Annotated in this window: 23 protein-coding genes and 1 pseudogene; 9 read left to right on the top strand and 15 right to left on the bottom strand. The window is 68.6% G+C overall.

Annotated features, from left to right (window positions below; all coding sequences use genetic code 11):
- Window positions 1-183: 183 nt before the first annotated feature.
- Window positions 184-1719, bottom strand: coding sequence for an amino acid permease (locus ACFVJ5_RS34865; protein ID WP_379226864.1), 1536 nt, complete (start codon window positions 1717-1719; stop codon window positions 184-186).
- A gap of 217 nt (window positions 1720-1936) precedes the next feature.
- On the opposite strand from ACFVJ5_RS34865, the gene ACFVJ5_RS34860 reads away from it, so the two are divergent.
- Window positions 1937-2608: a TetR/AcrR family transcriptional regulator gene (locus ACFVJ5_RS34860; protein WP_379226862.1), complete on the top strand. Its 672-nt coding sequence runs from the start codon at window positions 1937-1939 to the stop codon at window positions 2606-2608.
- Between the two features lie 42 nt (window positions 2609-2650).
- On the opposite strand, the gene ACFVJ5_RS34855 is transcribed toward ACFVJ5_RS34860, so the two are convergent.
- Complete coding sequence (locus ACFVJ5_RS34855) at window positions 2651-3472, bottom strand: alpha/beta fold hydrolase (protein ID WP_379226860.1); 822 nt, start codon at window positions 3470-3472, stop codon at window positions 2651-2653.
- Window positions 3473-3593: 121 nt separating this feature from the next.
- Here ACFVJ5_RS34855 and ACFVJ5_RS34850 point away from each other — a divergent pair.
- Window positions 3594-3908, top strand: a pseudogene (locus ACFVJ5_RS34850) (DJ-1/PfpI family protein); the annotation flags it as partial.
- Window positions 3909-3951: 43 nt separating this feature from the next.
- Window positions 3952-4593: a GlxA family transcriptional regulator gene (locus ACFVJ5_RS34845; RefSeq protein WP_379226858.1), complete on the top strand. Its 642-nt coding sequence runs from the start codon at window positions 3952-3954 to the stop codon at window positions 4591-4593.
- Window positions 4594-4599: 6 nt separating this feature from the next.
- Here ACFVJ5_RS34845 and ACFVJ5_RS34840 read toward each other — a convergent pair whose 3' ends face one another.
- The 6 genes from ACFVJ5_RS34840 to ACFVJ5_RS34815 form a co-directional block, all read right to left on the bottom strand.
- Entirely contained in the window at window positions 4600-5127 is a 528-nt protein-coding gene (locus ACFVJ5_RS34840) for a hypothetical protein (protein WP_379226856.1), read from the bottom strand.
- Between the two features lie 95 nt (window positions 5128-5222).
- Complete coding sequence (locus ACFVJ5_RS34835; RefSeq protein WP_379226854.1) at window positions 5223-6020, bottom strand: family 1 encapsulin nanocompartment shell protein; 798 nt, start codon at window positions 6018-6020, stop codon at window positions 5223-5225.
- Window positions 6021-7076 carry a Dyp-type peroxidase gene (locus ACFVJ5_RS34830; protein WP_378635841.1) on the bottom strand — a complete coding sequence of 352 codons (1056 nt, stop codon included), beginning with the start codon at window positions 7074-7076 and terminating at the stop codon, window positions 6021-6023. It lies immediately after the preceding gene.
- Between the two features lie 77 nt (window positions 7077-7153).
- Window positions 7154-7480: a cupin domain-containing protein gene (locus tag ACFVJ5_RS34825; RefSeq protein WP_101465662.1), complete on the bottom strand. Its 327-nt coding sequence runs from the start codon at window positions 7478-7480 to the stop codon at window positions 7154-7156.
- Between the two features lie 104 nt (window positions 7481-7584).
- Window positions 7585-8070 (bottom strand): dihydrofolate reductase, encoded by a 486-nt coding sequence (locus tag ACFVJ5_RS34820; protein WP_379226851.1) that lies wholly within the window; start codon window positions 8068-8070, stop codon window positions 7585-7587.
- Window positions 8067-8870: a thymidylate synthase gene (locus ACFVJ5_RS34815; protein WP_379226849.1), complete on the bottom strand. Its 804-nt coding sequence runs from the start codon at window positions 8868-8870 to the stop codon at window positions 8067-8069. The genes ACFVJ5_RS34820 and ACFVJ5_RS34815 overlap by 4 nt, the downstream gene beginning before the upstream one ends.
- A 58-nt stretch (window positions 8871-8928) precedes the next feature.
- Between ACFVJ5_RS34815 and cobF the strand changes: the two genes are divergently transcribed.
- Window positions 8929-9687, top strand: coding sequence for a precorrin-6A synthase (deacetylating) (gene cobF, locus ACFVJ5_RS34810; RefSeq protein ID WP_379226847.1), 759 nt, complete (start codon window positions 8929-8931; stop codon window positions 9685-9687).
- Between the two features lie 18 nt (window positions 9688-9705).
- Window positions 9706-10575, top strand: a complete 870-nt coding sequence (locus ACFVJ5_RS34805; RefSeq protein WP_379226845.1) for an Fpg/Nei family DNA glycosylase — start codon at window positions 9706-9708, stop codon at window positions 10573-10575.
- Here the strand turns inward: ACFVJ5_RS34805 and ACFVJ5_RS34800 are convergent.
- The 3 genes from ACFVJ5_RS34800 to ACFVJ5_RS34790 are packed head-to-tail and all read right to left on the bottom strand — an operon-like array spanning window position 10568 to window position 13699.
- Window positions 10568-12013 (bottom strand): dihydrolipoyl dehydrogenase family protein, encoded by a 1446-nt coding sequence (locus ACFVJ5_RS34800; RefSeq protein ID WP_379226843.1) that lies wholly within the window; start codon window positions 12011-12013, stop codon window positions 10568-10570. The two genes, ACFVJ5_RS34805 and ACFVJ5_RS34800, sit on opposite strands and share 8 nt — an antisense overlap.
- A complete protein-coding gene (locus tag ACFVJ5_RS34795; protein ID WP_379226841.1) occupies window positions 12010-12255 on the bottom strand; it encodes a DUF2630 family protein in 246 nt (81 codons plus the stop codon). Before ACFVJ5_RS34795 ends, ACFVJ5_RS34800 begins: the two co-directional genes overlap by 4 nt.
- A gap of 49 nt (window positions 12256-12304) precedes the next feature.
- On the bottom strand, window positions 12305-13699 hold the full coding sequence (locus ACFVJ5_RS34790; protein WP_379226839.1) for a PLP-dependent aminotransferase family protein: 1395 nt from the start codon (window positions 13697-13699) through the stop codon (window positions 12305-12307).
- Window positions 13700-13778: 79 nt separating this feature from the next.
- On the opposite strand from ACFVJ5_RS34790, the gene ACFVJ5_RS34785 reads away from it, so the two are divergent.
- Window positions 13779-14471 carry a pyridoxamine 5'-phosphate oxidase family protein gene (locus ACFVJ5_RS34785; RefSeq protein WP_379226837.1) on the top strand — a complete coding sequence of 231 codons (693 nt, stop codon included), beginning with the start codon at window positions 13779-13781 and terminating at the stop codon, window positions 14469-14471.
- 17 nt (window positions 14472-14488) lie between these two features.
- On the opposite strand, the gene ACFVJ5_RS34780 is transcribed toward ACFVJ5_RS34785, so the two are convergent.
- Entirely contained in the window at window positions 14489-16591 is a 2103-nt protein-coding gene (locus ACFVJ5_RS34780) for a bifunctional lysylphosphatidylglycerol flippase/synthetase MprF (RefSeq protein ID WP_379226835.1), read from the bottom strand.
- 132 nt (window positions 16592-16723) lie between these two features.
- Between ACFVJ5_RS34780 and ACFVJ5_RS34775 the strand changes: the two genes are divergently transcribed.
- Together ACFVJ5_RS34775 and ACFVJ5_RS34770 are read left to right on the top strand one after the other, a co-directional pair.
- Window positions 16724-18022 carry an alpha/beta hydrolase gene (locus tag ACFVJ5_RS34775; RefSeq protein ID WP_379226833.1) on the top strand — a complete coding sequence of 433 codons (1299 nt, stop codon included), beginning with the start codon at window positions 16724-16726 and terminating at the stop codon, window positions 18020-18022.
- A gap of 44 nt (window positions 18023-18066) precedes the next feature.
- A complete protein-coding gene (locus ACFVJ5_RS34770; protein WP_379226832.1) occupies window positions 18067-18759 on the top strand; it encodes a TetR/AcrR family transcriptional regulator in 693 nt (230 codons plus the stop codon).
- On the opposite strand, the gene ACFVJ5_RS34765 is transcribed toward ACFVJ5_RS34770, so the two are convergent.
- Window positions 18708-19382 carry a DUF4386 family protein gene (locus ACFVJ5_RS34765; protein ID WP_379226830.1) on the bottom strand — a complete coding sequence of 225 codons (675 nt, stop codon included), beginning with the start codon at window positions 19380-19382 and terminating at the stop codon, window positions 18708-18710. The genes ACFVJ5_RS34770 and ACFVJ5_RS34765 overlap by 52 nt on opposite strands.
- Before the next feature lie 57 nt (window positions 19383-19439).
- Between ACFVJ5_RS34765 and ACFVJ5_RS34760 the strand changes: the two genes are divergently transcribed.
- Window positions 19440-20129 (top strand): TetR/AcrR family transcriptional regulator, encoded by a 690-nt coding sequence (locus tag ACFVJ5_RS34760; RefSeq protein ID WP_379226828.1) that lies wholly within the window; start codon window positions 19440-19442, stop codon window positions 20127-20129.
- On the opposite strand, the gene ACFVJ5_RS34755 is transcribed toward ACFVJ5_RS34760, so the two are convergent.
- Entirely contained in the window at window positions 20130-21494 is a 1365-nt protein-coding gene (locus ACFVJ5_RS34755) for a hypothetical protein (protein ID WP_379226826.1), read from the bottom strand. It abuts the gene before it with no gap.
- Window positions 21494-22315, bottom strand: coding sequence for a crotonase/enoyl-CoA hydratase family protein (locus tag ACFVJ5_RS34750; RefSeq protein ID WP_379226824.1), 822 nt, complete (start codon window positions 22313-22315; stop codon window positions 21494-21496). The genes ACFVJ5_RS34755 and ACFVJ5_RS34750 overlap by 1 nt, the downstream gene beginning before the upstream one ends.
- Between the last annotated feature and the right edge of the window lie 41 nt (window positions 22316-22356).

Genomic DNA, 22356 nt, shown 5'->3' with positions numbered 1-22356 from the left:
GCAACGGCGCCTGACCGGCGACCCGGCCGCGGACCGGCCACTTCGTGGCCGTCCCTCCCTAGGGGTCGGGAGTGCGGTGGGTGGGTTGGGTGGGTTGTTGAAGACGGGGGCGGGCTGGGTGTGCGTGCGGTGGGTTGTTGAAGGTGTGCCGGCCGGCTGGGTGTGTGGTGTGGTCGGGGCGGATCAGGTTGTGGCGGGGGCGGTTTCGGTGAGGGGCGTGGGGGTCTTGGCTGCTACTACCGAGCGGTAGACGATGGCGCCGGTGGTGAGGATTACGGCTACCGACAGGGGGCCTGCCCAGAGTTGCCACCAGCTGCCGCCGGCGGGGGTGTAGACCTCGGGGCGGGGCCAGGCCAGGTTGATGACCATGGCGATGCCCCAGACGACGGCGAGGGCGTTGATGGGGATGCCGAGGCGGCCCAGGTGGAACAGGGTCTTGTCGTCGGGGGCGGGCAGGCCCTGGATGCGGCGCAGCAGCAGCGGCACGGTGACCAGCAGGTAGGCCAGGTACAGGCTGACGATGCAGACGCTGGCGAGGGTGGCGAAGATGGCGGGGTTGCCGAGGTTCAGCACCAGCAGGCCGATGCCGAGGGCGCCGATCGCGACGGCGGGCCACACGGGCGTGCCGAAGCGGGGGTGCACGGTGGACAGGGCCTTGGCGAAGGGCAGTTTGCCGTCGCGAGCCATCGAGAACATCAGGCGCGAGCCCGCGGTCTGAATGGCGAGGGTGCACACGATCACCGCGACCGCGACACAGCCGAGCAGCACCGATCCGGCGGGACTGTTCAGCTTCGAGGTGATGACGTAAGCCAGGCCGCCGGTGGACAATTCGCCGTCGGACAGGCTCGGTGCCGCCATCAGCGCGCCGAGCAGCATGAGGCCGCCGCCCAGCGCCGAGACCGCCAGCGCGAGCAGGATGGTGCGGGGAGCGACCTTGCGCGGGTTCTTGGTCTCCTCGGAAAGCTCACCGGCGGAATCGAATCCGACCATCACGTACGCGGCCATCAGGCCCGAGACCAGGAATGCCGCCCAGTACGGGCCGGGGGAGGCCTGGTCGGTCTGGAACACCACATCGGGGCCGCGCTCGGTGTTGACGAAGAACAGCGCGATGATCGCCAGCACCCCGACGATCTCGACGGTGACACCGATCGAATTGATCTTCGACATCAGGTCGATGCCGATCACATTGATGGTGGTGGTGACGACGAGCAACACGCTACCGAGCAGCACCGCGTTCATCGCGCCGTCGCGGGAGGTGAGCGCGGTGTCGGTGCCGATGAGCTGGAATCCGCTCCAGATGGAGGGGAGCACCACCTGGAGCGCGATGGCGGCCGCGGCGGCGGTCACGACCTGCGCGATCACCATCATCCAGCCGGCGAACCAGCCGATCAGCCCGCCGGCCAGCCGACGAGACCACTGATAGATACAGCCGGAGATCGGGTAACGGGCGGCGAGCTCGGCGAAGTTCAGCGCGACCAGGAACTGGCCCGCGAACACCAGCGGCCACGTCCAGAAGAAGGCGGCGCCGCCGAACGAATAGCCGAAGCCGAAGAACTGGAAGATCGTGGTGAGGATGGAGACGAACGAGAAACCTGCCGCGAAGGACGCGTAACGCCCCAGTTTGCGGTGCAGGACCGGCGTGTAGCCGAAGGCTGCCAGATCGGCGCTGTCGCGGCCGAGTTCGGGTGGGGCGGCGGGGGATTCGAATGTCGTGGCCATGTCGGTGTCCTTCAGCGGTTCGGCCAATATCTATCAGTCGATAGTTTTGCGCGCGCGATCGCTCGAACGGTGTCGTGCGTGTATCGACTGGACGCCCCGCGGTAACTTCTGCGTTGCCTGAGTTTCTGTCAAATGACAGAAATACGACCGCCGGGCATTCTCGCTGGTGAGCTGCCCGCTGCGAGGCAGGTCGTGGCCCGATGACAGAATCTCCGGTGTGGCGAATCTCGGTCCCGGGCGTCCCCGGCTGGAACAGCGGCGCAGACAGGGAACTACGCCACGCGCGGAGATCCTCGACGCGGCGGCGGAGCTCTTCACCACCAAGGGGTACGCCAACACCTCGACGCGGGCAGTCGCCGACGCGGTCGGCATCCGGCAGGCATCGCTGTATCACCACTTCGCCGCCAAGGACGACATCCTCGACGCGCTACTGGCCGAAACGGTGGCGGGGCCGGTCGAACTGGCGCAGCGGATGATGAGCGAACCGGATGACGCGGCGACGCAGCTGTACGCGCTCGCCTTGTTCGACGTGCGCCAATTGCGGACGGCGCGGTGGAATCTGGGCGCGCTGTACCTGCTGCCGGAGCTGCGCACGGAACGTTTCGTCGCGTTCCGGCGGCGTCGTGACGAACTGCGCGGACACTACGAGCGTCTCACCGTCGCATCATCCACCGCTGCCGGTGCATCCGACGATGCGCGGATTCTGCCGTTTCGGCTGGTCGAGACTGTGATCGCGATCAGGTACGACGAGGGGGCGGCGGGCGTGGACACCGAGCGCGTCATCCCGGACGCCGTGCTGCGCATCGTCGGCTACCCGGGCGACATGGGTGCGGTGCGGGCAGCGGCTGCGGATCTCCTCGCACGGCTGGGCGAGATCGCTCCCGCCTGAGGCGCCGGCGCGGTTCCCGGCAGGGCGCCGCGCCGGGAGGCCTCAACTCCGGATGAACGCCAGGATGTCCTGGATCAGCTCCTGCTGATAGGCGCCGAAGACGCCGTGCGGTGCACCCGCGTACACCTTGAGTGTTCCGTTCTCGACGAGCTCGATCGACTTCAGCGCCGCATTCGCGATCGGCACGATCTGGTCGTCGTCGCCGTGGGCGATGAAGACCGGCACCTGCAGGGCCTTCAAATCCTCGGTGAAGTCGGTCGCGGAGAACGCGGCGACGCACTCGTAGGCCGCCTGGATCCCCACCAGCATGCCCTGGCGCCAGAAGTCGTCCTGCGCGCCCTTCGAGACGACGGCACCCTCGCGGTTGAAGCCGAAGAACGAGGGGGCGAGCTCCTGATAGAAGGCGGAGCGGTCGTTGAGCACGCCGGCGCGGATGTTGTCGAACACCTCCATCGGCAGGCCGTCGGGATAGGCCTCGGTGGCGATCATGATCGGCGGTACCGCACCGATGGTGACGACCTTGGCCACCCGCTCCGCACCGTGCTGGGCGGCGTAACGCACCACCTCGCCACCTCCGGTCGAGTGCCCGACCACGATGACATCGTGCAGGTCGAGTGACTCGATCAACTCGGCGAGATCGCGTGCATAGGTGTCCATGTCGTTGCCCTGCCACGGCTGCGAGGAGCGGCCGTGACCGCGGCGGTCGTGTGCGATGACGCGGTAGCCCGCGTCGGCGAAGGTCTTGCGTTCCAATGCCCACGCGTCGGAGCTCAGCGGCCAGCCGTGGCTGAAGACGACAGGTTGTCCGGTGCCCCAATCGGAGAAATAGATCTCGGTACCGTCGGAGGTGGTGAAGTAGGGCATCTGTGCTCCTGTCGGAGATGTGGATGAATAGGTTGCCCATAGTTGTCGAGCGCCGGTGCGCTGTCACCTACCGGAACGGCCGAAGATCCCGCCATTTAGGCCAAGCATTAGATTTATCGGCATGTCCGCACCCCGAAATCGTGTACGTCGCAGTGCATCCAGTGGTACACGGCGTATCGGGTTTCTCCTGTTCGACGGGGTGAAAGCGCTCGACTACGTCGGTCCCGCAGAGGTATTCGTCGAGGCGAATCAGTTCGCCGATGCCTATGAGATCGTGCTGATCTCACCCACTGGCGCACCGGTGCACAGCTCGGTGGGCCATGGAGTTGCTGTGACGACGTCCGTGGCGGATGCGCCCCTGCTGGACACCCTCGTGGTGCCCGGCAGTGAGGTGCGCCCCGCCGAGTTCGTGCGTCCCGATCTGGTCGAGGCCGCCCGCCTCCTCGCAGCGCGCAGCCGTCGGGTCGTTTCCATTTGCAGTGGCGCCTTCGTGGCTGGCCGAACTCGGGATGCTGGACGGTCGAAGCGCGACAACGCACTGGAAATTCGCCGCCGAGCTCGCCCGCCGGTATCCCCGAATCGACGTGCAGGCGGACCGCATCTTCGTGCGGGACAACGACATCGCGACCTCGGCGGGCGTCGCGGCGGGCATCGACCTCGCGCTCGCATTGGTGGCGGACGATCTGGGCAGCGACATCGCTCGCCAGGTCGCTCAGGGGCTTCTGGTCTATCTGCAGCGTTCCGGCGGGCAGACCCAGTTCTCGACGCCCATGCGCGCCGTCGCCCTGCCACCAGGTCCGGTGCGCGCGGTCACCGACCTGATCGCCAGAGACCCCGCCGCGCGGCACAGCGTGGGGGACCTCGCGCGATACGTCAATGTGAGCGTCCGCCACCTCACGCGTCTGTTCACCGAGGAGACCGGGCTCAGCCCGGCCGAGTACGCGGCGAATACGCGGTTCGATCTCGCCCGGGCCGAGCTCGAAGCAGGCAGCTCGGTGAGCCGGGCCGCCTCCGGTGCGGGATTCGCCGGCGCCGAGGCGCTACGCCGGGCATTTGTCGCGCGGCTCGGGGTGTCGCCCTCGGACTACCGACGCAGGTTCGAATCCGAGGCGAGCGCGTAGCGGGTCTCAGCGGGTGGTCGGCGGGGCGATCTGCCAGTGCTGGTTGAGCGCGCCGGCGATCTCGGGCAGCACGGTGATCGGGATTCGCTTGGCGCGCAGCATTTCCCGGATCTCGCTCACCTGTTCGCGCTTGCGCATGTCGTAGGCGCCGGTGACGGGGCGGATCACCGGTGGGATGGACAGCAGCACCAGTTCGTCGGCCGACTCGCCGTTCAGGTCGAGTGCCAGTGCCCAGCGGGCGTGCTCGTCGAGGGTGAAGCGGCCGGCGACGACGCGGTCCCACGACACGGTCGACGAGCGGAACGGGGTCCGCGCGTAGATCGCGTGCTCGTGCAGTTCGATGACATCACGGACGAACAGCGCGACACCCGCCGCGAACCCGCCGACCGCCCCGACCAGCAGCCCGGTGATCACCCGGTTCACCCCGAACATCGCCAGGAACATCCCGACGACGCCCGTGGTGACCAGGACTCCGATCAAGCAATAGAACAGACTCCGCCTGGTGGACACCACACCGGCACGCACGACCGACATGCGGACCTCCCTCTCCAGCTCGCCGGGCCCGATGCTCGCGCCGATCGGCGAATCACGATTCGTGGCTCACCCTAGCGGTGCGCACCGCCGTGGGCTCACGAGCCGAGCGACACCGCTGCCTCGGAGGTCTCGACGAGGAAGGTGAAGGTCTCCTGGAAGTACAGCTGCACCGTCTCGGCATCGTGGCTGAGGTAGCCGATCGACAGGTCCTGGCCGAGCGCGAGCTCGAAGTCGCCGCCGCGGGTGGTGAGTGCGAAACCGCCCGAGATCGCCGGCGCCCAGATGATCTCGCCGTCGATCAGCCGCTCGATGTGGGTCCGGATCGGGTGACCGTGATCGGAGGTCTCGCTGACCTGGGTGTACAGCTCGGCGCTGAGCACCACCGAATACGGGCCCTGCACGCCGGCCAGGCGCAGGCCGGTGAGGGCGTGCGAAATGGCATCGGGAATGTCGACGACATTGCTCGGAAGGGCGACGGGGGAGTTCGAGGCGGCCTCGCGGATCCCGGTGATGCCCGCGGCGGCGTAGCTCTCGAAGATCGCACGGTCTTCGGCGAAGGCGATCTTCTGCGCGGCGTCCTTGAGGTTGTCGAGGTCGGCGTCGCCCGCTCCGCGCTCGATGTCGTCGAGCTCGGAGCGTTGCAGAGTGAACGGCACCCGCAGCTCGATAACCGGCTGGATCACGCGCTGACGAGCCTGCACGCCGTCGTCGGGCGAGGCGATCGAGGTGACCCGGCCGAGGTTGCGGGCCGAGAAGTCGAAGCCGTGCGGTCCCGACACGTCGACCACCCGGCGACCCGCGATATTGCGCTTGAACGTGCGGGTTGCCTCCTCCTCGATCTGCGACCAGGCTTCGCCGGTGATCGGCGCGAGTTCGCGATGCAGGTTGTTCATTCAATTACTCCTTTTCATCGTGCCGATTGCGAGGGAGCCGTCCGAGCGAGCGGCTGCCGCCGCGTTCGCACGTTCGACGGGGACGATTTCGGACAGTGTCGCCGGCTCGACCTCGGTGGCTGCCGTGTCGGGTGCGTCGGGCAGGTCATCGAGGAAATCCACGGTGGGAGTGAAGAAGAGCGTGCCGGTCACAGCGAAGGAGAAGTCGAGGATGCGGTCGTAAGCCGCCTCGCTGGTACCGAGGAACATCCGTTCGAGCATGCGTTCGGTGACGCTCGGGGTGGCGGCGTAGGCCACGTAGTAGGTGCCGAACTCGCCGGCGCCGATGGTGCCGAACGGCATGTTGGCGCGCACGATCTGGCGTTCGGTGCCGTCGGGATCGGTGATCGTGTTCACCGCGACGTGCGAGTCGGCGGGTTTCACGTCGTCGGGCAGTTCGTAGTCGGCGAGTTTGGTCCGCCCGATCACCCGCTCCTGTTCCTCGATCGACAGCGCGTTCCACTGGTCGAGCGGGTGGGTGTACTTCTGCACGACCACGTAGCTACCACCGGTGAACTCGGGATCTTCATCGCCGATCAGCGCCGCCGAGGCCGCGCCCGGGCCTTCGGGGTTCTCGGTGCCGTCGACGAAGCCGAGCAGGTCGCGCTGCTCGAAATAGCGGAAGCCGACCGTCTCGTCGACGATGGTCGCCGCGCCTTTGAGGCGGGCGCCGATCACCATGGCGAGTTCGAAGCACGGGCCCTGGGTCTCGCCCCTGATGTGGAAGAACAGGTCGCCAGGGGTGGCCGGGGCGCTGTGGATCGGGCCGTTGTAACCCGGGAACTCGTGTAGCTCAGCGGGTTTCGGGCCGACGAAGAGCCGGTCCCAGGCCGCCGAGCCGATCGAGGTGACGCAGGTCAATCCTTCACCGGGTACCCGGAAACCGATCGAACGGCGCAATCCGGAGATGTCTGCCAAGAGGTCGCGGACCGCGGATTCGCCACCGGAGTCGATGGTGGCGACCAGGAAGATCGCGGACGGCGTGAGTGGATCGAGGATCGGCTGTGGCTCACCCATGGCGTCCACAGTACGGCTCCGGACCGACAGGTCCGATCAACGCCTCGAGATGTCAGATATTTCGGGCGATCGACCTGCTATTTCGCGACGGTCAGCAAAAATGTGACGTCGTCGACAGCTTTGACACTGTGGCGGGCGCGCGGCACCACGATGAGATCGCCTGCCGAACCCTTCCACTCGTCGGTGCCCGCGATCAGCACCAGCGTGCCGGAGAGTACCTGGATGGTGGCATCACCCGCATTGTCGTGTTCGGCCAGGCTCTGCCCCTCGGCGAGGGCGACCACCGTCTGCCGCAGCGCGTGGGTGTGGCCGCCGATGAGGGTTTGCGAACTCCGGCCGCTCGTCGAGGTGGCCGCCAGCTTGAGCTGTTGACGGGCCACCGCGGTCAGCGATTTCTTGTCCATGGATCGAGCCTTTCGCAGGCATCTCGCGGGCAGGTCTTGCCAGGAGTATGCCCGACGGCACCCACGCGTTCGGGCGTTTTGCCGCGACCGTTAGCTGTGTGTTGTCAGCCGCGGGTGTAGTGGCGAATGCGGTAGCGCAGACCGGTTTTCGAGGTCAGCCACGGGGCGTCGTCCGCATGCCATTCCGGGCCGATGACCGGGGCGAACGCATCGCCCGCCACGGTGGTGTCGACCTCGGTGACCAGCAGCGTCGTCGCCGAGGGCAGGGCGGCGCGGTAGATCTCGCCGCCGCCCGCCACCCAGGTGTCGGACTCGCCGGTCATCGTCAGCGCGTCGGGTAGAGATGCGGCGCGTTCGGCACCGTCGGCGGCCCAATCGGTCTGGCGGGTGACCACGATGTTGCGGCGGCCGGACAGCGGACGAAAGCTCGCGGGCAGCGAATCCCACGTCCGTCTGCCCATGATCACCGGGTGGCCCATGGTGGTGTCGCGGAAATTCGCCATATCCTCGGGCACCCGCCACGGAATGGTGTTGTCGACACCGATCACCCGGTCGTTCGCCTGCGCCCAGATCAGGCCGATCTGCTTCACACCGCCACCGGCGCTTTGATGCCGGGGTGATGTTTGTAGTCGGACAGCTCGATGTCCTCGTAGGCGTAGTCGAACAGGCTCGTCGCCGGGCGCAGGTGCAGCGTCGGGAACGGGTAGGGCTCGCGGGTGAGCTGTTCGCGGACCTGGTCGACGTGATTGTCGTAGATGTGCACGTCGCCGCCCGTCCAGATGAACTCGCCCGGCTCGAGCTCGGTCTGCTGGGCGACCATCAGCGTGAGCAGGGCGTAGCCGGCGATATTGAACGGCACACCGAGGAACAGGTCGGCGCTGCGCTGGTACAGCTGGCAGGACAGTTTGCCGTCGGCGACATAGAACTGGAAGAAGGCGTGGCAGGGGGCTAGGGCCATCTTGTCCAGGTCGGCCACGTTCCAGGCCGAGACGATCATCCGGCGCGAATCGGGGTCGGTGCGCAGGGTGTGCAGTACCTGGGCGATCTGGTCGATGTGGGTGCCGTCGGGGGTGGGCCACGAGCGCCACTGCACGCCGTAGACGGGGCCGAGCTCACCTTTGGCGTCGGCCCATTCGTCCCAGATGGTCACGCCGTGTTCGCGCAGCCAGGAGACATTGGAGTCGCCCCGCAGGAACCACAGCAGTTCGTAGGCGATGGACTTCATGTGGACCCGCTTGGTGGTGATCAGCGGGAAGGATTCAGCCAGGTCGTAGCGCAGCTGGTGACCGAAGATGCTGCGGGTTCCGGTGCCGGTGCGATCGGCCTTGGGCGTGCCTCGCTCCAGAACGTGCCGGAGCAGATCCTCGTACTGCGTATCAGGGGTGGCCACATCTTGCGATTCTACGGGGGTCGGCTCTGCGGATCGGCACCTGGCAAGCTCTTCGGCTATGCGCAAGCTCTACGTGATCGGCATCGGCGCCGGCGACCCCGACCAGGTGACGGTGCAGGCGATCAAGGCCATGCGAAAGGCCGAGGCCATCTTCGTGATCGGCAAGGGCGCCGAGAAACAGGAACTCGTCGACGTGCGCACCACGATCCTGGCCGAACACGTGGACACGCCGCATCGGATCATCGAGATCGCCGATCCGCCGCGTGAGCGCACTCCCGCCGACTACGCCGGGGTCGTCGTGGATTGGCACGAACGCCGCTCCGAACTCCTCGAAGCCGCGTTCGACCAGGTGGACGGCATCGGCGCGATCCTTGTATGGGGGGATCCGGCGCTCTACGACAGCACCCTGCGCATGGTCGAGCACGTGCTGGCTCGGGGGCGCGCCGACTTCGACTACGAGGTGATCCCCGGCGTCACCAGCATCGCCGCGCTCGCCGCCCGCCACCGCATGGTGCTGCACCGGATCGGCGAGCCCGTCCACGTCACGACCGGGCGCAGACTGCGCGAAGAAGGGCTCGGACCCGGGTCGACCGTGGTGATGCTGGACGGTGAATGCTCGTTCACCGAGGTTCGTGGCGACGACATCCATATCTGGTGGGGCGCCTACCTCGGCATGCCCGACGAAATCCTGATCGAAGGCGATCTACGCGAAGTCGAAAGCCGCATCGTGGCTCGCCGCGCGGAACTGCGCGCGGAAAAAGGCTGGATCATGGATGTCTATCTGCTCCGCGACGGATCCCGCGCCGACGCGCGATGAATAGCTAAACTGGCAACCGTGCCCGAACTGCCGGAAATAGAGGCGTTGGCGCAGTTCCTTCGGGATCATGCCGTCGGCGCTGTGGTCGGCCGTGTGGACGTGGCGGCCCTGAGTGCGGTGAAGACGTTCGATCCGCCGGTCACCGCGTTGTCCGGCCGCGACGTCACCGGTGCGGGGCGGTGGGGGAAATTCCTCGGAATGGATTGTGGCGGACTGTGGTTGATCACCCATTTGTCGCGCGGTGGATGGTTGCGCTGGGTGGATGAGCCGAATCCGTTGCCGCCGAAGCCGGGCGGAAAGAGCCCGCTGGCGCTGCGCGTGCATTTCTTCACGCCCGAGGGCGCCACGCCCGCGATCGACCTGACCGAGGCGGGCACGAAGAAACGGCTGGCGGTGTATGTCGTCGAGGATCCGAAAATGGTGCCGGGGATCGCGCGGCTCGGACCTGACGCGCTCGGACTGACCGAGGACGAATTCGCCGCGCTGCTGAAAAGTACGTCGCAGCGGATCAAGACCGCGATCGTGGACCAGACCCTGATCGCCGGAATCGGCAATGCCTATTCCGACGAGATCCTGCACACCGCGAAGATCTCCCCGTTCGCGAACACCAGAACAATGTCCGCGGACAAGGTTTCGCAGTTGTACATCGCGATGCGCACGGTCCTGCTCGACGCGGTCGATCGTTCCGTGGGACAGGACGCTGCCCGACTGAAGGGCGAAAAGCGATCGGGCATGCGGGTACACGCCAGAACCGGGCAGGCGTGCCCGGTCTGTGGTGACACCGTGCGCGAGGTGTCCTACGCGGAGCGGTCCTTCCAGTACTGCGCCACCTGCCAGACCGGCGGCAAGGTGCTCGCCGACCGGCGGATGTCGCGGCTGCTCAAATAGCCTTCTCGCGCCAGGCTTCCAGCAGCCGGAGCCAGAACTCGCTGACGGTCGGGAAGGCGGGCACCGCGTTCCACAGCGTGTCCAGCGGTACCTGCCCCACCACCGCGATGGTGGCCGCGTGCAACTGCTCGCCCATATCGGGGCCGACGAAGGTGGCACCGAGAATACGGTCGGCGGCGGTGTCGACGACGAGTTTCGCGCGGCCGTGGAAGTCGTCACGCGAGAGCGCGGAACCCGCGACGGCGATATCGAGCTCGACGGTGTCCACCGCGTGTCCGGCGGCGCGCGCCTCGTGTTCGGTGAGGCCGACGGAGGCGAGTTCCGGTGCGGTGTAGACGACCTGGGGCACCTGCTGGTGGTCGGCGCTCGCGGTGAACCGGGCGCCGGCGAGTGGCTTGCCCTCCGCGCGGGCGGCGATCACGTCACCGCACACTCTGGCCTGGTACTTGCCCATATGTGTCAGTGCCACACGATGATTCACATCGCCGACGGCGTAGAGCCAGTCGCCGGGCACCTCGCGCGCGGTCAGCTGGTCGTCGACCTCGATATAGCCGGCGGGCAGCCCCACCGCGTCGAGGCCGAGATTCGCGGTGGCGGGGGTGCGGCCGGTGGCGACGACGAGTTCGTCGACCTCGAGTTCGCCGTCGCCGAGCACCAGGGTGACAGGACCGCCGTGGATGCGGCCGACGCCGGTGTCCTCGGGGTCGCGGCGCGAGACCAGCAGCGGTTCGGTATGGAACCGCACCTCGACGATTCCGGTGTCGCGCAGGCCCCGCAGCACCAGCTCCGAAGCGAACGACTCGCTGCGTGGCAGCAGGCGGTCGCCCCGGACCAGCAGGGTCACCTCCTCGGCGCCGAGTTCGGCCAGCCAGGTCGCGGTTTCGCAGGCGACGACACCGCCGCCGATGATGGCGACCCGGCGCGGGACGACGGTCAGGTTGGTGGCGTCGCGGGAGGTCCACGGCAGCGCCTCGCGTACGCCTGAAATGTCCGGGATGGTGGCGGCGGTGCCGGTCGCCAGGACGACAGCGTGCCGGGCGCGCAAGAGCTGCACGCCCTCCTCGGTGTGGACCTCGACGAGTCGTTCGCCGACCAGACGGCCCGCGCCGCGGACGGGGTCGATGCCTGTCGATTTCGCCCACTCCACCTGGGAACTGTCGTCGTGGTCGTGCACGAAGGTGTCGCGGCGGGCGAGGATGTCGGCTACCTGCGGGCCGCTCGCGCTCACCCCCGGCATCGCCTCGCCGAGGTCGAGTACGGCGCCGGGGCGCAGCAGTGCCTTACTGGGGATGCACGCCCAATAGCTGCATTCGCCGCCGAACAGTTCCCGCTCGACGAGGGCGGCGGTGCGGTCGCTGCCCGCGATGGCGTAGGCGGCGGCGTTCTCACCCGCCGGGCCCGCGCCGATGACGATGACGTCGTACTCGAGCTCGGTCACTGCAGATAGCCCTCGACCTCACGAGGGGAGCGCAGCCCGGTGTCCTCGGGAGATTCGCCGGAGCCGCTGCGGGCGCGCCGCTGCCGCAACAGATCCCATGCCTGATCGAGCATCACTTCCAGTTCGGCCAGCTGCTTGCGTTCGGCTACCGGGTCGATCTTGCCCGCGGTGGCCTTGGCTCGCAGCGAGTGCTCGTCGTCGACCAGCTGTTTGATCCGCGCCAGAATGTCCTGATCGGTCATGTCTCACCACTTCGATAGTCGGAGGGGTCGTGCCGGTTCCTGGTCCATGCTACGACCGCGCGGGTCCGGCGGGGCGTGCTGCTTGGGCGAGGCAGTCGGCCGCGATGGGCATGGCGCGGGCGAGGTCGTCGCTGTTCAGCGCGGTGTAGCCGATGGCGACGCCGAAGTGGTGTGGTTCGCCGAGGTGGTGGCGGGCCAGACCGTCGAGCAGGACGCCGCGGACGCGGGCGGCGTCGACGGCGTGGCGCTCGGCGGCGGGACCGGGGAGTTCGACGACGACATGCGAGCCCGCGTCGTCGCCGATGACGGGGAGCCGGTGGCGGGTGAGCTCGTCGACGACCAGGGCGCGGCGTGGCGGGACGACCCTGCGGAGCCGACGCAGGTGCCGGGACAGATCGCCGTGGCGGGCGAATTCGCTGAGGATCCGTTGCCCGGCGGGGCTCGGGGAGCTGCCGATCTCCGCACGATGGGCGAGCACGGCGTCGGTGATGTCGGGGCGGGCGACGAGCCAGCCGACGCCGAGGGTGGTGGCGATGATCTTGCTGGTGGTGCCGAGATGGACGACGACGTCGGGTGCCATCGCCGCCAACAGCGGCAACGGCGCTGTGTCGTATCGCAATTCGCCGTCGTAGTCGTCCTCGATGATGAAAGCGCCTGTTCTTCTGGCGAATTCGATGAGCTCGACCCGGCGGGACGCGGGCATCATCGCACCGATCGGGAACTGGTGTGCCGGTGTGCAGTACACCGCGCGGACACCCGGCGGAATCCGATCCACACAAAGACCGTCGGCGTCGACGGGCACCGGCAGAACCTCGATGCCGGCGGCGCGCAGCGCGCCGACGGCGCGCAGGTAGCCGGGATCCTCGATGGCGACGGTGTCGCCGGGGCGAAGCAGCGCGGTGGCGAGCTCGCCCACCGCCGCGCTGGTACCGGCCGTGGCCAGCACCACCGATCCGGCGCCGGCTGCCAGGCCCCGATGGCGCAGGAGGTGATCGGCGACCGCCGCCCGGAAGTCCGGTTCGCCCGCACGGTTCTTGCGGGCCTCGGGAGCCTGGTCGCCCGCCGCCCGCCACGCGCGGCGCCACGCGGCGGAGTCGACCGCTTCGGCGCACGGTGCGCCCGGACCCAGATCGAGCAGGCCCGCGTCGGGATCGGCGCCGTGGCCCGCGCCGGTGGACGGTGGCGCGGCGGCGGGAGCGGTGCTGAGGTAGGTGCCGGAACCGTGTTTACCGGTCAGCCAGCCTTCCGCGTGCAATTGGTCGTAGGCGCCCGCCACCACGGCCCGGCTCACTCCGAGTCGCTGTGCGAGGGCGCGCGAGGAGGGCAGACGGTCGCCGATGCGCAGCACCCGGTCGGTCGCCGCGGCGCGCAGGGCATCGGCCACCTGTACCGACAGCGGTTCGGGGGCGCTGCGGTCGAGCGGGATCGGAAGGTCGTCGAGCATCGTCCACCTCGAATTGGCCTGTTGAACTTCTGTTGAATTGGACCTACACGTAGTCCACTTCTTCGGCGAAGCTCATCTTATGAGCACGCACGACGTCAACCGCAACCCCCTGTCACCGACCCCGCGCACCACGCTGACGCGCTCCAAGGAACGCGGCGCCACCGACCGCGCGGCACTGGACGCGGTGCTCGACGCGGGCCTGTTCTGCCACCTCGGCGTGCTGCTCGGCGGATCGCCGGTGGCGCTGCCCACCATCTACGGACGCGTCGGCGACACCCTCTACCTGCACGGATCCACCGGCGCGGGCAATATGCGCGCCGCGATCGACACCGATGTCTCCCTGACGGTGACCCACGTCGACGGGCTGGTGTACGCGCGCTCGGCCATGCACTTCTCGATGAACTACCGCTCCGCGGTGATCCGGGGCAGGGCGGTGCTGGTCACCGACGAGGCCGAGCGCGACAACGCGCTGCGGGTGATCGTCGAGCACGCCGCACCCGGAGCCTGGGATCGGGTGCGCCCGCCCAATCGCAAGGAGATGGCGGCGACGATGGTGCTCGCGCTCGACCTCACCGAGGCCTCGGTGAAGGTGCGTTCGGGCGGGCCGAACGACGACGAGGGCGACATCGCGACCGGCGGTGTGTGGGCGGGCGTATTGCCGCTGCGACAGGTGTGGGGCGAGCCGATCCCGGCCGGCAACCTCGAACCCGGCATCGATGTACCCGCCGACGTCATCGCGCGGGTCACGCCGACCGCAGTGCCCGTGAGCTGAGATCCGTGCGCCGGCGCCTATTTGCCGGACGCCCCGAGTGTCATCAGATCCTTGGCCGAGACCTCGGGCAGGTATGCCTTCGTCAGGGCGATGCCGATGCGGGGCAGATCGGCCTCGTCGCGGTAGCACAGGTACACCGGCTCGTGGCGGGGCTGGAACTTGGCCTTGAACGAATGCAGTGACCGGAAACCGTAATACGGCTCCATCGCGGCGCCGAGCCCTTCGAGCAGACGATCGATGGGCTCGGCGCCGTCGGTACCCGCATGGCGCGCCAGCGGTGCGCCCGAGAGCGAAACGATCTCGGCGCCTTCCTCTTTGAACGCCTGGCAGGACGAGCCGATGAGAAATTCCACCACCGGCCGGAAACCGTCGGGGCGCCTGCGCATCACGTCGAGGGTCCAGCCGCGGATGTCGTCGCCGGGGCCGTAGACGGGCAACCACGAGGTGACGCCGTGCACGCTGCCCTTGGCATCGACGGCCAGCCCCACCCGCACGGCCGGGTCGAGTGCCTCCTCCACGCCGCCGAGGGTGAATCCCATTTCGGGCAGCCCCTTTTCGCCCACCCACTCCTCGGAGATGGCGCGCACCTGGGCGATCACCGCGAACGGCTCATCGGCCAGCTCGACGAGCCGGAACTCGATGCCTTCCTTGTTCGCCTTGTTGATGGCGGACCGGATGTCCTGCCACGCTTTGCCTTTGAACTCGAGTTGTGGCAGGTCGACGATGGTGTCCTCGGCGATCTGCACACTGCGCCACCCGAGTTCGCCGGCGATCTCGGCGACCGCCTCGGTGGTGGAGAACAGGCACGGGACGAGTCCGTCGGCTTCGCAGCGATCGGTGAACCCGGCGATGGTGGCGGGGAGCAGATCCGTGGGGCCGATCGGATCGGTGAGCACGATGACGGTGCCCGCGTGGCGCTGATAGGCGACGCAGCGTTCACCGTCGGCGGCGAACCAGTATTTGTTCTCCGACCAGGTCGTCATCCACGACATGGTGCTGCCGCCGTAGCGGGCGAGCAGGGCGCGCACCGCCTGTCCGGGATCGGTGCCGGTGAGCGCGCCGTCGCTGATCTTGCGGCGGACGGGCACCCGGAACGCGCCGCGGCCGCTGTAGAGCAGGGCCACCTCGAACGCCCACAGCAGACCTGTTCCGAAGGTCACCGCGCCGGTGGTCTCGAAGTCGGTGCCGATGACCACCCCGAGCAGCACCAGCGTGAACACCACGTGCAGCAGGCCGTAGGCGAGAGTGCCCCACCATGCCCAGTGCCTGCCTTTCCGCAATTGCTCGGCCACCACGGTGATCACCACCACGGTCAGGATCGTGCTCCACAGCGAGCCGCGTTCGTTCTCGGTGGGGCCGAGCAGGCTGTTGCCGGGGAAGAAATACACCGCCACCGAGGCCGTCGCGATCACCAGCAGCCCGATGAAGGCCAGCATGCGGACCTCACGTCGGGTGCGTGGCCAGAAGCCGTGTTCGGTGCGGCTGAACAGCTTTTCGCCCGCGGGCAGCCAGACGGCGATCGCGATCAGATGCATGAGATCGGCGAAGGTGGATTCGAACAGGAACGTGATCGCCACGTGCGCCATCAGCACGGCCCGCACCCGCAGGCGCCACGGCGAACGCAGCGTCGCCGAGACCGCGGCCAACGCCGCGAACGCGGCCGTGGTGAATCCGACATCGCGGACCTCGGAAAGCCGGTCGGCCCAACCGAGATGGGTGTGGGCCAGCAGCCCGACCGTCACCGACGCGCCGAGGATGCCGATCAGCTGGCCCGACAGGCAGACCAGTGCGGTGCGCACGGTGCCGAGCCGCCACTCCGTCCAGCCGACCGCTGCCGCGAAAATTACTGCCATGCAGAAGTATTGGAACGGGGTGAGTCCGAAGAACCAGCCGGACAGCGGCGTCCACCACTTGCCCTCGGTGAGTGGGGGCCAGCCGTAGGCGATATCGGGATACCAGGAACGCTCGTCGAGCCTGCGCCAGAGACCACCGCTGGCGACGCCGAGGATCGCGACCACGACGAGGAAGCCGAGGGTGAACGGCATCCGGCGGATCACGGTGTGCGCCAAGGCGACGCCGCGCGAGGACGCCGATTCGGGGGCAGCCGCGTTGTCGTTCATGGAACCACCCTTTGCTGCGAGTGCGCCGCACCGGCGCGGCGAGGTCGTCTGTGTACCGTATGTCATCGCGGCCGTACCAGGACCGCGATGCGCGCGCTAGGGCGGTCGAGGTGGCATCTGTGGAGGTCAGCGATGACGCGAATCACCGATCTGTCGTTGCTCACCGGCTGGCTGCCGGTGGCGTTGACGGTCCTGGGCGTCCTGGGTGCGGTCTGGTTGCTGTTACCCCGCGTACGGCGGTATGTCACGACGATCATGCCGATCGTGGTGCTGGCCGCGGTGGTGCTCACCGTGGCGCTGTACCTGTTCGTGGAGGAGCTGTGGCGGCCCTTTCCCGATCCGATCGCCGTGTCGGTGTACGTGCTGATCGGGATCGCGGTGGCCGCGGTGCTGTTGGTGGTGCCGCGAATTCTGGTGCGCCGGACCGTGTCGACCGGTGTGGTGACCGTGCTCGCGGCCGTGGCGGTGCTGGTGGCGGTGGGAGTCGGGATCAACCGGGAGTACGCGTCGTATCCGACGGTGGGCGCGGCGCTCGGGATCGAACAGGTCGACCGGATCGACGCCGGTGAGCTGACCCGGCGCGAGCAGGTGATCAGCGCGCGTCCGCTCGAGCCGGCCTGGCACGCGCCCGGCGGATTGCCCGACGGCGGGCGGGTACTGACCGCGACGGTGCCGCCGACCGCGTCCGGATTCGCCGCGCGCGATGCCCAGATCTATCTGCCGCCCGCCTATTTCGCGGATCCGCGTCCGCTGCTGCCGGTGCTGGTGTTGCTCGCCGGTGAGCCGGGCGCGCCGCAGGACTGGTTCGTCGGTGGGCGGCTGGCCGAGACCATGGATTCGTTCGCCCGCGCGCACACCGGGCTCGCACCGGTCGTGGTGGTGGCCGACGGGACCGGCTCCCAGCTGGCGAACCCGCTGTGTCTGGACTCGAAGCTCGGCAATGTCGCCACGTACCTGGCCGTCGACGTGCCGAACTGGACGCGAGCGAATCTGCAGATCGACCCGGATCCGCGTTCCTGGGCGGTGGGCGGACTCTCCTACGGCGGTACCTGCGCACTGCAACTCGCCACCAACTATCCCGCCGTCTATCCCACCTTCCTGGACATGTCCGGTCAGGACGAGCCGACCCTGGGTGACCGTCAGCGCACGGTGGACGCCGCGTTCGGCGGGGATACCCAGGCGCTGCTGCGGGTCAATCCGCTCGATCTGCTGCGGACGCGGGCGTATCCGGACTCCGCCGGCGCGTTCGTGGTCGGCGCCGATGACGAGATGTATCGGCCGCAGGTGGAGCGGATGTATCAGGCGGCCAAGGATGCGGGAATGGACGTGCGGCTGCGGATTCTGCCCGGTGGACACAACTTCGCGGTGTGGGAGTTCGGGCTGCGTGATCAGCTGCCGTGGCTGGCCACCCGGCTCGGCCTGACACCCTGATCGGCGACGGATTCCGCGAGGGTTCGCGGAGTACAGTTCGACGCATGTCCGAGGTGAAAACCCCAGGTACGGACGTCGGTGGCCCGCCCACCGAGCAGCAGATCGTCGACGCCGCGCTCGCCATCGTCGACGCGGACGGCGCGGGGGCCCTGTCCGTCGGTGCGGTGGCGCGACGGCTCGGGGTCGACGCGGACGCGGTGCACGCCCGCGTCGGGGGGTTGGACGGCCTCGAACGCGCAGTGATCGAGACCGTGCTCTCGTCGGTGGCGCTCGGACCGCTCACCGACGACGGTGTGGAGTGGACCGCGGCGGTGATCCAGTTCGCGCTCGGCATGCGCGGTCGGCTCTTCGACCACCCCGCGGTGGCGGAGTTGATCATGTCGGGGCCGATGGACAGTCCGTCGGCCGACGGGCCGGTGGCGCGCGAGATGACCGAGTCGCTGTTCGTCTGCCTCGCCCGCGGTGGCCTGCAGGCGGCCATCCGAGCGCACGGGGTCTACGCGGTGTTCGTGTACGTGCTCGGTTCGATCGCCCTCGACGTGGCCGAAACCGACGGAAAGCCGCCGCTGCCCGGGGAATCCGAGCGGATCGCGGCCCGCCGCGCGGCTCTGCGCGACCTGGACCCGACCCGGTGGCCGCGCACCGCGGCGCACCTGGAGGAGATCGCCGCCTGGACCTCCGTCGATCAGTTCGTCTGGGGGCTTCGCGTGCTGCTCGTCGGGATGACGGCGACCTGACGCGCGAACGCGCCGCGGCCGAGCAGAGCCGCGAAGCTCAGCAGCCACACGCTCCACAACACGTAGCCGAGGAAGTTGACGACGGCGGCGGGCTCGATGCCGAGCGGGATGACGACGCCGGTCGCGATGGCGGCGGCGCTGGTGTAGCCGAGCGCGGCGAACCACCGCGGGGTGCGCAGGGCCGCGATGACCAGCGCGGTCCAGATCGCGGTGAGGGTGTACCCGGCGGTTTCGCCCAGGAGCGTGCCGAGCAGGGTGTGCTGGCGTTCGAAGGTGTCCGCGTCGGTCAGGGTGGGGACCAGTAGCGGCCAGCGCAGCAGGCCGATCGTCTGCACCAGGGCGGCGGCGATGCCCGCTCGCACCGCCCAGCGCATCGTGGGGGAGTCGTCCAGGCGGCCGATCAGGACCGACAGCGGGACGAAAGCGAAGGCCGCGGCCGCGAGGAGGGCGAACAGCGTGACGATCGTGGTCTGCTCGGCCCGGAATCGGGTGAGGATCTCGGTGGCGGGCAATTGCAGGACGTCGGGGTAGTCGAACGTCGTCCCGAGGCCGACGAAGGCGAGGTTCATCAGGATCGGGGCGCCGATCAGCAGCGTGATGGTGGTCCATGGCTTGTTTCGCACGAGAATCCATTCTGGCTGTACGGAGTACAGGTAGCTGTACGGGGTACAGTCCACCGCATGTCGAAGGCGAAGTCAACAGGTGGCGGCGCGGCGCGGCCTGCGCGGCGCTCGTTCACCGAGGATCAGGTGGTGGATATCGCGCTACAGCTCCTCGATGAGGGCGGGACCGGGGCGCTGTCGATCCGGGCGGTGGCGGGCAAGCTCGGGGTGAACCCCAACGCGGTGTACACCTACGTGGCGAGCCGGGCCGATCTGGAGCGCGCCGTGATCGAACGCGTGCTCTCGGCGGTTGCCCTCGAACCCCTGCGCGACCCTGGCGTGGAGTGGGCCGACGCGGTGATCCGGTTCGCGCTCGGCCTGCGCGCGGAGCTGCTCGCGCATCCGGCGGTCGCGCTGTTGATGATGTCGGGGCCGATGGACGGGCCCGCGGCGAGCGATGTCGGCGAAGCGATGTTCGGGTGCCTGGCTCGGGGCGGGTTGTCGGAGGCGAGGCAGGCGCACGGCGTGTACGCGGTGATCGTGCAGGTGCTGGGCGGCATCGCGCTCACGGTGGCCGAGACCGACGGAAAGCCGCCGCTCACCTCGGAATCCGAGCGGGTCGCGCAACGTCGCGAGGGACTTGCCCGGCTCGATGCCGATCGCTGGCCACGCTCTGCCGCGCAGGTGGACGCGATGGCGGCCTGGAATTCCGAGGACCAGTTCGTGTGGGGGCTGCGTGCCCTGCTCACGGGGACCGCTGCCGGCTGACTACCAGGTAGCGGGATGCAATCCCGTTGCCGCACAGGCCTTGTCGACGGCTTCGGGCAGGGAATCGTTGTCGGCGGCGAGGCTGACCAGGGCGAGTGTGTAGGTATCGCCGAGCTGGGAGAGGTAGCCCGCGAGCTGGGTGCGGGGGAACGCGGTGATGCCGGGGTGGATCGCGCGGGCGGCCACCCGGGTGCAGTCGTGCGGGCCGACTCTTCGCACCGCATCGGGGAGGGGCCCGATGTTGGAGCACAGGATGTCTCGCTCGCCCGCGCCCTTGCTGAGGGTGTAGGCCCAGCGGTCGGGGATCACCTGGAGGATCTCCTCGGGCAGGCCCGCGGGGCTGGACATTCGGCGCTGATAGGCGGACCTTGCCTTGTCGCGAATGGTCGCGGGAGTGTCGGTGCGCTCGACGGCGATCTCGGTCATCGCGAGATCGTTGTCGACTCGGGGTTCGTCGCGCGTGTCGACGGGCAGGCTCGCCGTGATGATCGGATTCGGGAAGCCGTTCTGCCACAGGATGTTCGCGACCACATGGATGAACAGGCTGTTGGGGGTTCCGCCGAGGGCGCTCGCGGTGGTGTCCCAGTGGGTGGCATCGAAGGTCAGCAGGAGGGGGCGCAGGTGCCGGTCGCTGGGTGAGCCGGGATTCAGCGCCGGGGCGCTGCTGGGTTCGCGCGAAACGTGGTCCGTGGTCGGTCGTGCCGACCGTCGGGGGGCTCTGCGAAACAACGCACGGGCCGTGCCGCCGAAGATGATGGCCCATTGGGAGACCGCATCCGTCCACTCCGAAGAAGGTGTTCGGCACCGTGTTTCGTCGGCGGACGGAAGGCCGGTCGATTCTTCGCGCGCCGGATCGAGGGATCGCAGGGCGACGGTGACGGCGTGGATCAGGCCACGAGCATCGGCCAGGGCATGCGAACAGGTCAGGGCGACAACGGTTCCGCCGTCCTCGAGGCGGGCAGCGGAGAGGCGCCAGCCGGGCGCGAACTCCGGGTCCAGATCGGTGCCGAGGCCGTCGGCCCACGGCAGGATCGCGTGGGCGGGGAGTGGACCGACACCGTGACCGGAATCGGGGTGGGCCATCGGCGTTGTCGGCCAGTCGATCTCGGAGAGCGCGGTGTGGTTCGGGAGAAGGTCGAGGGGGTGGGCGCTGGTGTTGGGGTGCCAGCCTCGGCGGGCGCCGGGAACCCGGGAGTTCGCCACCCTGCGGCCGAGCCTGCCCAGCCGCAGGCGATCGTGAATCGCTTGCAACAGCATGGGTTCCATCGCATCAGGGGTACGCCACAGTCCCTGCAGTGCGATGGGGGTGCCCATCCCGCGGTGGGTCCGCAGGAAGATCTCGTCGACGACGGTGAGGCGGTCCATCAGCGGTGGTCGGCGCTACCGTGCCTGCCCTCACCCGCGGCGAAGCGGGCGGCGCCGTCGAGCGCGCCGCCGGTGAGGGCGGTCATGCCGTGCCGGAATTCGACGCGCAGCGCCTCCTCCTCGGTGTGTCCGTACTGGTCGTACAGGGCGGCGCGGTCGGTGCGCAGACAGGTTTGGGGGAGCGCGGCGAGCTGGGCGGCCAGCTCCTCGGCCACGCGGCGGGCGTCGCCGGTGGGCACGACACGGGTGACCAGGCCCATCTGCAGCGCCTCGGGCGCGCTCACCGGGCGGCCGGTGAGGATCATGTCGAGTGCGCGGCCTTCGCCGACGATGCGCGGCAGACGCACGGTGCCGCCGTCGATCAGCGGGACGCCCCAGCGGCGGCAGAAGACGCCGAAAGTGGAGTCCTGCTCGGCGATTCGCAGATCGCACCACAGGGCCAGTTCGAGCCCGCCCGCCACGGCGTACCCGGAGACCGCCGCGATCACCGGCTTGGACAGGCGCAGCCGGGTCGGGCCCATCGGGCCGTCACCGTCCTCGGTGGCCTGATTGCTGTTCTCGGTGCCGAGAGCTTTGAGGTCGGCGCCGGAGCAGAAGGTGCCGTGTTCGCCCCACAGCACGGCGACCGAGGAGGTGGGGTCGGCGTCGAACGCGCGGAACGCCTCCACCAGTGCCCGAGCGGTCGGGCCGTCCACGGCGTTGCGGGCGTGCGGGCGATCCAGGATCACCGTCGTGACCGGGCCCGCGTGTTCGACGCGCACCGAATTCGCAGGTCCGGTCGTGCTCGGTGCGCTGGTTTCGGCGGGTGAACCTGTTTCCATTCCTCGACCATACGGCCACGGTGCCCCTTGTGTGAAGAGGT

The sequence above is a fragment of the Nocardia sp. NPDC127606 genome, from assembly GCF_042671725.1.
GTDB lineage: Bacteria > Actinomycetota > Actinomycetes > Mycobacteriales > Mycobacteriaceae > Nocardia.
The sequence above is the reverse complement of the archived record's forward strand: the minus strand, read 5'-3'. Positions and strand labels throughout refer to the sequence as shown.